At 71.5% G+C, this 10,097-nt stretch carries 11 protein-coding genes; 5 read left to right on the top strand and 6 right to left on the bottom strand.

What is annotated here, in order from left to right; all coding sequences use genetic code 11:
- Positions 1–142: 142 nt before the first annotated feature.
- The 5 genes from folP (at position 143) to ACFXA3_RS23075 (ending at position 3,158) form a co-directional block, all read left to right on the top strand.
- Entirely contained in the window at positions 143–1,015 is an 873-nt protein-coding gene (gene folP / locus ACFXA3_RS23095) for a dihydropteroate synthase (protein ID WP_385189516.1), read from the top strand.
- Positions 1,016–1,061: 46 nt separating this feature from the next.
- Complete coding sequence (locus ACFXA3_RS23090; RefSeq protein ID WP_082410636.1) at positions 1,062–1,505, top strand: nuclear transport factor 2 family protein; 444 nt, start codon at positions 1,062–1,064, stop codon at positions 1,503–1,505.
- Positions 1,506–1,635: 130 nt separating this feature from the next.
- On the top strand, positions 1,636–1,995 hold the full coding sequence (folB, locus tag ACFXA3_RS23085; protein ID WP_030158540.1) for a dihydroneopterin aldolase: 360 nt from the start codon (positions 1,636–1,638) through the stop codon (positions 1,993–1,995).
- Positions 1,992–2,600, top strand: coding sequence for a 2-amino-4-hydroxy-6-hydroxymethyldihydropteridine diphosphokinase (gene folK, locus ACFXA3_RS23080; protein WP_385189512.1), 609 nt, complete (start codon positions 1,992–1,994; stop codon positions 2,598–2,600). Before folB ends, folK begins: the two co-directional genes overlap by 4 nt.
- Before the next feature lie 69 nt (positions 2,601–2,669).
- The gene (locus ACFXA3_RS23075; protein WP_385189509.1) at positions 2,670–3,158 is read left to right on the top strand and encodes a DUF3180 domain-containing protein; all 489 of its coding nucleotides are present in this window, start codon (positions 2,670–2,672) and stop codon (positions 3,156–3,158) included.
- A 30-nt stretch (positions 3,159–3,188) separates the two neighbouring features.
- Here the strand turns inward: ACFXA3_RS23075 and folE are convergent, their stop codons facing one another.
- From folE to dacB, 6 genes are all read right to left on the bottom strand, one after another.
- On the bottom strand, positions 3,189–3,797 hold the full coding sequence (gene folE / locus ACFXA3_RS23070; RefSeq protein WP_385189507.1) for a GTP cyclohydrolase I FolE: 609 nt from the start codon (positions 3,795–3,797) through the stop codon (positions 3,189–3,191).
- A 111-nt stretch (positions 3,798–3,908) separates the two neighbouring features.
- A complete protein-coding gene (gene ftsH, locus ACFXA3_RS23065) occupies positions 3,909–5,930 on the bottom strand; it encodes an ATP-dependent zinc metalloprotease FtsH (RefSeq protein ID WP_054224260.1) in 2,022 nt (673 codons plus the stop codon).
- Positions 5,931–6,127: 197 nt separating this feature from the next.
- Positions 6,128–6,688 (bottom strand): hypoxanthine phosphoribosyltransferase, encoded by a 561-nt coding sequence (hpt, locus tag ACFXA3_RS23060; protein ID WP_030158549.1) that lies wholly within the window; start codon positions 6,686–6,688, stop codon positions 6,128–6,130.
- Positions 6,689–6,752: 64 nt separating this feature from the next.
- Positions 6,753–7,814 carry a tRNA lysidine(34) synthetase TilS gene (gene tilS / locus ACFXA3_RS23055; RefSeq protein ID WP_385189503.1) on the bottom strand — a complete coding sequence of 354 codons (1,062 nt, stop codon included), beginning with the start codon at positions 7,812–7,814 and terminating at the stop codon, positions 6,753–6,755.
- Between the two features lie 291 nt (positions 7,815–8,105).
- Entirely contained in the window at positions 8,106–9,233 is a 1,128-nt protein-coding gene (locus ACFXA3_RS23050; RefSeq protein ID WP_385189502.1) for a zinc-dependent metalloprotease, read from the bottom strand.
- Between the two features lie 48 nt (positions 9,234–9,281).
- A partial coding sequence (dacB, locus tag ACFXA3_RS23045) for a D-alanyl-D-alanine carboxypeptidase/D-alanyl-D-alanine-endopeptidase (protein WP_385189499.1) occupies positions 9,282–10,097 on the bottom strand: 816 nt, incomplete at its 5' end.

The following is a 10,097-nucleotide window of genomic DNA, read 5'->3' as shown; positions in this document are numbered from 1 at the left end:
CGGCCCCCGGCCCCCCCCCCCGGGGGGGCCGGGGCCGGGGGGTTCCCGGCCCCGGCCTCGCTCCGGCGTTTCCCGCCCGGGCCCGGCCCGGGCCCCTCGCCCGCGTCCCGCCCGGTCTGGGCGGCGGCCCTACCCTGGAGCCATGAACATCGAGCACGGGGCCGCCGGCAGGGGCCGGGTCACAGGCCTGCCGGACTGGGACCGCTGCGGGGTCATGGGCGTCGTCAACGTCACCCCGGACTCCTTCTCCGACGGGGGGCGCTGGTTCGACACCACCGCCGCCGTCAAACGCGGACTCGACCTCGTCGCCCAGGGCGCCGACCTCGTCGACGTCGGCGGCGAGTCCACCCGCCCCGGCGCCACCCGCGTCGACGAGGAGGAGGAGCTGCGCCGCGTCGTCCCCGTGGTGCGCGGCCTGGCCTCCGAAGGGGTCACCGTCTCCGTCGACACCATGCGCGCCTCCGTCGCCGCCCGGGCCGTCGCCGCCGGCGCCCTGCTGGTCAACGACGTCAGCGGCGGACTCGCCGACCCCGGCATGATCCCGGCCGTCGCCGCCGCCGAGGTGCCGTTCGTCGTGATGCACTGGCGCGGCTTCAGCGACGGCATGAACAGCCTCGCCGTCTACGAGGACGTCCTCGCCGAGGTCACCGCCGAGCTGCGCACCCGCATCGACGCCGTCGTGGCCGGCGGGATCGCCCCCGAGCGGCTCCTCGTCGACCCCGGCCTCGGCTTCGCCAAGAACGCCGAGCACGACCTGGCCCTGGTCGCCCACCTCCCCGAGCTGCGCGCCCTCGGGTTCCCGCTGCTGGTCGCCGCGTCGCGCAAACGATTCCTCGGCCGGGTGCTGGCCGGCGCGGCGGACGCCGCGCCGCCGCCGGCCCGCGAGCGCGACGCCGCCACCGCCGCCGTCTCCGCCATCGCCGCCCATCAGGGCGCCTGGGCCGTACGGGTCCACGAAGTACGGGCCACCGCCGACGCGGTTCGGGTGGCCCGCGCCGTGGAAGGGGCCCTGTGATCCGTCCCGCCGGTGGCGGGACCCGTACAACCAGGAGAGGGGAACGGTGAGCCGTACCGACATCGAAGCCGTCGACGAGGTCAACACGGCCTTCTACGAGGCCATGGAGCGGGGGGACTTCGACGCACTGTCGGCGCTCTGGCTCGAAGACGAGATCTCCTGCGTCCACCCGGGCTGGCCGGTGCTCTCAGGCCGCGGCGAGGTGCTGCGCTCGTACGCGCTGATCATGTCCCACACCGACTACATCCAGTTCTTCCTCACCGACACGAAAGTCGCCGTCATAGGTGACACCGCGCTGGTGACGTGTACGGAGAACATCCTCAGCGGCGGCCCCGCCGAGGAGGGCGGAGCGCTCGGCCCGCTCGTCGGTCAGCTGGTCGTCGCCACGAATGTGTTCCGACGCACATCGGAGGGCTGGCGGCTCTGGTCCCACCACGGTTCTCCCGTCCTGACGGAGTCCGACGAGGACGAAGAAGAGGACTCCGCCTGACCCCACCGGCGGGGTGCGAGGTCTTTCGCAGGTAAATTCGAGGGCGGACGACGCCGACCGCACTCGGCGCAGGCCCATGGATCCGGGGAGTCCCGGACCGCAAGCACCTACGAAAGCAGGAGTGATTCGCGTGGATCGTGTCGCGCTGCGCGGCCTCAAGGCTCGCGGGCACCACGGCGTCTTCCCCCGGGAACGCGAAGAGGGCCAGACCTTCATCGTCGACCTCGTGCTGCACATCGACACCCGCCCCGCGGCGGCCGACGACGACCTTGCGAAGACCGTGCATTACGGGGTAGTCGCGGAAGAGGTCGTCGACGTGGTCCAGGGAGAACCGGTCGACCTGATCGAGACCCTGGCCGAGCGGATCGCCCAGCAGTGCCTGAAGCACGAAGCAGTGGCACAGGTGGAGGTGGTCGTCCACAAACCGGACGCCCCCATCACCGTCCCCTTCGACGACGTGACCATCACGATCACCCGGAGCCGCGTGTGAACAACGGACTGAACGCCCAGAGCGACCCCACCGTCCAGCCGGTGCCCGCATCCGTCGTGGAGACGGTGGACGCGGCAGATGTGACCCTGTCCAACCCCAAGTGGGCCGTGATCGCGCTCGGCGCGAACCTCGGCAACCGCCTGGAGACCCTCCAGGGCGCCATCGACGCCCTCGGCGACACCCCCGGCCTGCGGGTCAAGGCCGTCTCCCCCGTCTACGAGACCGAGCCGTGGGGCGTCGAGCCCGGCTCGCAGCCCTCGTACCTCAACGCGGTGGTCCGCGTGAAGACCACGCTGCCGCCGTCGTCGCTGCTGGAGCGCGGACACGCCATCGAGGAGGCCTTCGACCGCGTCCGCGAGGAGCGCTGGGGGCCGCGCACCATCGACGTCGACATCGTCTCGTACGCCGAGGTCGTCTCGGACGACCCGGTCCTCACCCTCCCGCACCCGCGGGCCCACCAGCGGGCCTTCGTCCTGGCCCCCTGGAACGACATCGACGGCGAAGCGCAGATCCCCGGGCACGGCCCCGTCGCGGCCCTCCTGGCCGGAATCGGCCTGACCGGCGTGACGCCGCGCCCGGACCTGGAACTCCGCCTCCCCGAGTAGTCGTTAACCTGTGGCTGGCTGAAGCCGACGACGACGTGGGTGCGGAGAGCGAAAGCGGGGAACGGGCACGTGAAGCAACTGAGGCCGGCGGTCCTGGCGGGGATCTTCATCGTCGCCGGGGTGCTGTCCTGGGCCGGCGCCCGGCTGTGGAACGCGTACGGGACCCTGCCGGGCATCCCCCTGGCCGCGCCCATCGTCCTGGGCGTGATCGCCGTCGTCCTGCTGGCCACGGCCCTGTCGCTGCGGGCCCGCCTCAAGGCCCAGCGCGAGCGCCGGCCGGGTGCCAAGGGCGTGGAACCGCTGATGGCGGCCCGCGCGGTCGTCTTCGGCCAGGCCAGCGCGCTCGTGGCCGCCCTCGTGGCGGGCATGTACGGCGGCGTGGGCGTCTTCCTGCTGGCCGATGGCCTGGAGGTGCCCGCCCGCCGCGACCAGGCCTGGTACGCCGCCTTCTCGGTCCTGGCGGGCGCGGCCGTCATCGCCGCCGCCCTCTTCCTGGAGCACGTCCTGAAGCTCCCGGAAGACGACGACACCACCCCCCACTCCCCGGCCCACACCTGACCCGCCCCGGGCCGGGGGGTTCACATCCGGTCAGCGCGCCATGATCAGGCTCATGGCCTCGTTGCGGGTCGCGGGGTCGCGGAGCTGACCGCGGACCGCCGAGGTGATCGTCTTCGCACCGGGCTTGCGGACCCCGCGCATCGTCATGCACATGTGCTCGCACTCGACGACCACGATGACCCCGCGCGGCTCCAGGATCTCCATCAGGGAATCCGCGATCTGCGTGGTCAGCCGCTCCTGCACCTGCGGACGGCGGGCGAACACGTCCACGAGGCGGGCCAGCTTCGACAGGCCCGTGATCTTGCCGTCGGTGGACGGGATGTAGCCGACGTGGGCCACACCGTGGAACGGCACCAGATGGTGCTCACACGAACTCATGACCTCGATGTCCTTGACCAGGACCATCTCGTCGTGGCCGAGGTCGAAGGTGGTCGTCAGGACCTCTTCGGGCTTCTGGTAGAGGCCGGCGAATATCTCCTTGTACGCCCTCGCCACGCGAGCCGGGGTTTCCAGGAGGCCCTCGCGGTCCGGGTCCTCGCCGACCGCGATCAGGAGTTCGCGGACCGCCGCCTCGGCGCGCTTCTCGTCGAACTCGCCGATCGTGCCCTCGTCACCGGTCAGGGTCACTGGGTCGGTCATCTCTTCCTCGTTCCTGTGTGCACTGCCGCTCGCGGACACGCGAAAGTGCCGCGCCCCCCAGGCTAGAACCTGGGGGGCGCGGCATCCATTCCGGGACGGTCCGGCCGAGGGCTACTCGGCGCGGTCCTCCGGCGCGGTGTCCTTCTCCACGGACACGGCGGACGAGGCCGCCGACGTGCCGTTCGCCGAGTTCGTCAGCTGGAGCTCCTTGGGAGAGAGCACCGGCGGACGGGTCGACGGGGTGCGGTGCGAGGAGCCGGTCCACGCCGGGCGGGCCGGGCGCTTCACGATCGTCGAGAAGATCTCGGCGATCTCCTCCTTGCCCAGCGTCTCCTTCTCCAGGAGCGCGAGGACCAGGTTGTCGAGGACGTCGCGGTTCTCGACCAGGATCTCCCAGGCCTCGTTGTGCGCCGTCTCGATGAGCTTCTTGACCTCTTCGTCGACCAGCGCCGCGACCTCTTCCGAGTAGTCCCGCGGGTGCGACATCTCGCGGCCCAGGAACGGCTCGGTGTTGTCCCCGCCGAACTTGATCGCGCCGAGGCGCTCGGTCATGCCGTACTGGGTCACCATCGCGCGGGCCGTCGCCGTGGCCTTCTCGATGTCGTTCGCCGCGCCGGTGGTCGGGTCGTGGAAGACCAGCTCCTCCGCCGCGCGGCCGCCCAGCATGTACGCCAGCTGGTCGAGCATCTCGTTGCGCGTGGTCGAGTACTTGTCCTCGTCGGGCAGGACCATGGTGTAGCCCAGCGCCCGGCCGCGGGACAGGATCGTGATCTTGTGGACCGGGTCGGAGTTCGGGGAGGCCGCCGCGACCAGGGCGTGACCGCCCTCGTGGTACGCGGTGATCTTCTTTTCCCGGTCCGACATGATCCGGGTCCGCTTCTGCGGGCCCGCCACGACGCGGTCGATGGCCTCGTCCAGCATGTGGTTGTCGATCAGCTTGCGGTCCGAGCGGGCGGTGAGCAGCGCCGCCTCGTTCAGGACGTTGGACAGATCGGCACCGGTGAAACCGGGGGTGCGGCGGGCGACGGCCGAGAGGTCGACGTCCGGAGCGACCGGCTTGCCCTTCTGGTGGACCTTGAGGATCTCCAGACGGCCCTGCATGTCCGGACGGTCGACCGCGATCTGCCGGTCGAAGCGGCCCGGGCGCAGCAGCGCCGGGTCGAGGATGTCCGGGCGGTTCGTGGCGGCGATCAGGATGACGCCGCCCTTCACGTCGAAGCCGTCCATCTCAACGAGCAGCTGGTTCAGGGTCTGCTCGCGCTCGTCGTGGCCGCCGCCGAGGCCCGCACCGCGGTGCCGGCCGACGGCGTCGATCTCGTCGACGAAGACGATCGCCGGGGCGTTGGCCTTGGCCTGCTCGAACAGGTCACGGACACGCGAGGCACCGACACCGACGAACATCTCGACGAAGTCGGAACCGGAGATCGAGTAGAACGGGACTCCGGCCTCGCCCGCGACGGCGCGCGCCAGCAGGGTCTTGCCGGTTCCGGGCGGGCCGTAGAGGAGCACGCCCTTGGGGATCTTGGCCCCGACGGCCTGGAACTTGGCCGGCTCCTGGAGGAACTCCTTGATCTCGTGGAGCTCCTCGACGGCCTCGTCCGAGCCCGCGACGTCGGCGAACGTCGTCTTCGGGGTGTCCTTGGTGATGAGCTTGGCCTTGGACTTCCCGAAGTTCATCACCCGGGAGCCGCCGCCCTGCATCTGGTTCATCAGGAACAGGAAGACCACGACGATGAGCACGAAGGGCAGGAGGGAGAGCAGCACGCTCAGGAACGGGCTGGTCTTGTCCGGCTGGACCTTGTAGCCGTCCGGGATCTGGCCGGATTCGAACTTGGTCTGGAGGTTCTGGGCGAGCTCGACGCCCTGATCCCCGATGTAGTTGGCCTGGAACTTGGAGCCGGAGTTGTCGGCGAGCTTCTGGTCCTTCTTCAGCTCGACCTTGATCATCTGGCTGTCGCCGGTGGTGAGCTCGGCGCTCTGCACCTGGCCACTGTTGATCGCCTTGATGACCTCGCTGGTGTCCACCGTCTTGTAGCCGCCGCCGGAGCCGACGACATTCATCAACACGACCACGGCGAGGACGGCCAGCACGATCCACATGACCGGCCCACGGAAGTATCGCTTCACGTCCATCCATACGGGGTGCCGGGCACCCCGTCCCTCCTGCCCGTAGGTAAATGCTGCTCTGAGTAAAGACTGTTCTTCGGAATGTACCCCTGTATTGTCACCCGCGGCCTCGTGGGACGGCTGACAGAACTGCTTTCCCCTGCTCCAACGCCGGGAATCGTTCCAGGGTTCCCCTGTGCGGGCCCCGACCGGGGCCCGCGGCGTCAGCCGCCGTAGACGTGCGGGGCGAGCGTGCCGACGAACGGCAGGTTGCGGTACTTCTCCGCGTAGTCGAGGCCGTATCCGACGACGAACTCGTTCGGGATGTCGAAGCCGACCCACTTCACGTCGATGGCGACCTTGGCGGCGTCGGGCTTGCGCAGCAGCGTGACGACCTCCAGCGAGGCCGGCTGGCGGGAGCCCAGGTTCGACAGCAGCCAGGACAGGGTCAGGCCCGAGTCGATGATGTCCTCGACGATCAGGACGTGCTTGTCCTTGATGTCGGTGTCCAGGTCCTTCAGGATCCGGACGACACCGGAGGACTGGGTTCCGGCGCCGTAGGAGGACACCGCCATCCAGTCCATGGTGAGCGGGGTGGACAAGGCGCGCGCCAGGTCCGCCATCACCATCACGGCGCCCTTGAGGACGCCGACGATGAGCAGGTCCTTGCCCGCGTACTCCGCGTCGATCTTCGCGGCCAGCTCGGCCAGCTTCGCGTCGATCTCTTCCTTGGTGATGAGCACCGACTGGAGGTCGCTGCCCATGTCCTTCTCGTCCACCCGCATCACTTTCGTTGTCGGCCGGGGCTCCGGGGGGTCCCCGGAGGACTCAGCCGTGCTTCAGCACCAATCAGCCCTGCCGGATGACAAGTCTGCCACCCTGCCGCTGCGCCTCGACCCTGCCGGGCAGGTTGATGGCGCCCTGGCCCCGCCAGCCGGTGATGAGCCGGTCCACTTCCTCGATGTGGCGGGCGAAGAGGGAGCCTGCGGGGGAGCCGGCCGCGACCACGGCCCTGCGCAGCACGCGGCGGCGGACGGCCGGGGGCAGGGCGTACAGCTTGGCGCACTCCAGCCGGCCGTCCTCGTCCCGTACGCCGGCCTCGGCCTCGGCGGCCCAGGCGTCGAGGGCGTCGGCGTCGTCGCGGGAGAGCTGGGCGGTGCGGGCGAGCGCCTCGACGACTCCCTTGCCGAGCGCCTTCTCGAGGGCGGGCAGCCCCTCGTGGCGGAGCCGGGAGCGGGTGTAGGCGGGGTCGATGTTGTGCGGGTCGTCCCAGACCGCCAGGGACTGGACCATGCAGGCCTTGCGGGCGGTCTGCCGGTCGATCTGGAGGAAGGGGCGGCGGTAGCGGTGCGAGCGGCCCGGGCCGCCGGACACCTCGGCCATGCCGGAGAGCGAGCGGATGCCGGAGCCGCGGGCCAGGCCCAGCAGGACGGTTTCGGCTTGATCGTCCCGGGTGTGGCCGAGCAGTACGGCCGACGCGCCCAGGCGGTCCGCGGCCTCGTCCAGGGCCGCGTAGCGGGCGTCGCGCGCGGCGGCTTCGGGCCCGCCGTCACGGCCGACGCGCACGGCGACGGACTCCACCGGGTCGAGGCGGAGTGCGGTCATGCGGGTGACGACCTCGGCGGCGCGCAGGTCGGAGCCGGCCTGGAGTCCGTGGTCGACGGTGATGCCGCCGGCCCGGATGCCGAGCTTGGGCGCCTCGAAGGCGAGGGCGGAGGCGAGGGCCATCGAGTCGGCGCCGCCGGAGCAGGCGACGAGGACGAGCGGCGGGGAGCCGGCCGCGGTGCCGGGGGTCCCCCCGGACGGAGCCAGGGAGGGTTCGGCGGAACGGTCGGTGAGGTCGGTGAGGACGTCGTGGAGTACGCGGCGGACCGCCAGGCGTATCGCCGCGACCGCAGGATGGGGACCCATGTCCGGTGCCCTTCGGTGGAGTTCGGATGCCTCGAAGGCGTTGGGGTGTGGTGCTGGAACGGCTGCTGTTCGGTGCTGTTCGACGCTGCCCTGTGCCCCGGCCCCCGTGAGGAGCCCCCGCCGGGAGCCCCCGCAAGAGGAGGGTTGTCACTCAGAGTGCGTCGATGGTGACAGAACCGAGCCGTTCCCCGAGCATCGCACGCCCTTCCACGCCCCACGGTCCCTCGGACGGGTGACGCTTCTTCCCCCAGTGAGACATGTTTACGCCCCCTGAGTCACCCCCCTTCGCTCCTATTCGCCCTTGCGGTGCACCCGCGCGACCCAGTCCGCGGGCTTGGCGATCTCCGCCTTGGTCGGCAGCGTGTTCGGAGAGGTCCAGACCCGGTTGAAGCCGTCCATGCCGACCTGGCCGACGACGGCGCGCACGAACCGCTCGCCATCGCGGTACTGGCGCAGTTTGGCGTCGAGCCCCAGCAGTTTGCGCAGCGCGGCGTCGAGGCGGCCCGCCCCGCTGGCCCGGCGCTGCTGGAACTTCTCCCGGATCTCGGCGACCGAGGGCACGACCGTGGGGCCGACGCCGTCCATGACGTAGTCGGCGTGGCCCTCCAGCAGGGACATCACGGCGGTCAGGCGGCCGAGCACCTCGCGCTGCTCGGGGGTCTGGACGAGTTCGACCAGGGAGCGGCCCTCGTCGCCCTGGTCGGAGTCGGGGCGGGCGCCGGCGAAGGACTGGGCGGCTTCGCGCAGCCGTTCGAGGATGGTCGCGGGGTCCATCTCGGTGGCGCCGAGGAAGGTCTGGATCTCGCCTTCCAGGTGGTCGCGGAGCCAGGGGACGGCCGTGAACTGCGTACGGTGCGTCTCCTCGTGCAGGCAGACCCACAGCCGGAAGTCGTGCGGGCGCACGTCCAGCTCGCGTTCGACGTGCACGATGTTCGGGGCGACGAGGAGCAGCCGGCCGCCGCCCGCGGCCGAGCCCGGCAGGTCGCGGCCGGCCGGGGCGAAGGTCTCGTACTGGCCGAGCACGCGGGAGGCCAGGAAGCTGAGCAGCATGCCCAGCTCGACGCCGGTGACCTTGCCGCCGACGGTGCCGAGGACGGCTCCGCCGGGCGCTCCGGCGCGGCGGTCCTGCATCTTGCCGAGCAGCGGGCCGAGGAGCTCGCGGAAGCCGGCCACGTTGGCCTTCACCCAGCCGGCCCGGTCGACGACGAGAACGGGGGTGTCGGGGACGGCCGTGCCCTCGGGGATCATGCGGGTGAACTCGCGCACGTGGCGTTCGGACGTCTTCGCATGCCGGCGCAGCTCCGCCACCACCGCGCGGGCCTCGTCGCGGCTGACCTCGGGACCCGGCCGCACCAGCCGGGTCGCGGTCGCCACCGCGAGATTCCAGTCGACCATCTCGGCACCACCGATGCTCGTCATGCGTCAACCGTACGTGGACCGGGGCCGGTGCGGAGCCCCTCGGAAGGGCTACGAGGCGCGGGCGACGGCCGCGGCGAGCTTGTCGAGGCCCTTCTCCGCGGCCCCGGGGTCGGGGGTGTTCGCGGTCAGGAACGCGAAGGCGAGCAGTCGGCCGGAGGGGTCGACGACGGTCCCGGCGAGGGAGTTCACGCCGCTCAGGGTGCCGGTCTTGGCGCGGACGAGGCCGGCGGCCGGGGAGGTGCCGGCGTTGCGGCTGCGCAGGGTCCCGGTGAATCCGGCGACGGGCAGTCCGGTGAGCACGGGCCGCAGCTCCGGCCGCTGCGGGTCTGCGGCCTTGGCGAGGAGTCCGGCGAGCAGGCCGGTGCTGGCCTTGTCGGCGCGGTTGAGCCCGCTGCCGTCGGCGAAGCGGGCACCGGCGGTGTCGATGCCGAGGGCGGTGAGGCGGTCGGTGACGGCCTTCTCGGCCCCTTCGAAGCTGGCGGGCTGCCCGGAGGCGAGGGCGGTCTGGCGGGCGAGGACCTCGGCGATGTCGTTGTCGCTGTTGGTCAGCATCCGCTCGACGAGGCCGCCGAGCGGGGTGGAGAGGGTGGTGGCGAGCGGCTGGGCGCCGGCGGGCGCCTTGGCCCTGGCGGGGTCGCCGGTGACCGTGATGCCGCGTTCCCTGAGGAGGGCGGCGAACGCGCGGGCGGTCTCCCGGGCGGGGTCCTCGACCCGCTCGACGGGCCCGGAGGTGGAGTCGTCGGGGCGGCCCTCGTCGGCCGCGAGGGAGGTGATCGGCGCGATGTTGGGGTTGTCGCCGATGGGGTGGCGGGCGGGCCCGGTGAAGAGGGTGTCGTCGTAGCCGAGGCGTACGGTGCCGGTGCC

The organism is Streptomyces sp. NPDC059456, from assembly GCF_042750055.1.
Lineage (GTDB): Bacteria > Actinomycetota > Actinomycetes > Streptomycetales > Streptomycetaceae > Streptomyces.
Note: the sequence above shows the minus strand (reverse complement) of the source record. Positions and strands in the feature narration are given on the sequence as shown.

What these genes read in the sequence shown, in the direction of transcription:
- tilS (WP_385189503.1), bottom strand. Translation starts at nt 7,814, where the DNA reads ATGGGTCCCCATCCTGCGGTCGCGGCGATACGCCTGGCGGTCCGCCGC.
- folP (WP_385189516.1), top strand. Translation starts at nt 143, where the DNA reads ATGAACATCGAGCACGGGGCCGCCGGCAGGGGCCGGGTCACAGGCCTG.
- folE (WP_385189507.1), bottom strand. Translation starts at nt 3,797, where the DNA reads ATGACCGACCCAGTGACCCTGACCGGTGACGAGGGCACGATCGGCGAG.
- ftsH (WP_054224260.1), bottom strand. Translation starts at nt 5,930, where the DNA reads ATGGACGTGAAGCGATACTTCCGTGGGCCGGTCATGTGGATCGTGCTG.
- hpt (WP_030158549.1), bottom strand. Translation starts at nt 6,688, where the DNA reads ATGCGGGTGGACGAGAAGGACATGGGCAGCGACCTCCAGTCGGTGCTC.
- ACFXA3_RS23050 (WP_385189502.1), bottom strand. Translation starts at nt 9,233, where the DNA reads ATGACGAGCATCGGTGGTGCCGAGATGGTCGACTGGAATCTCGCGGTG.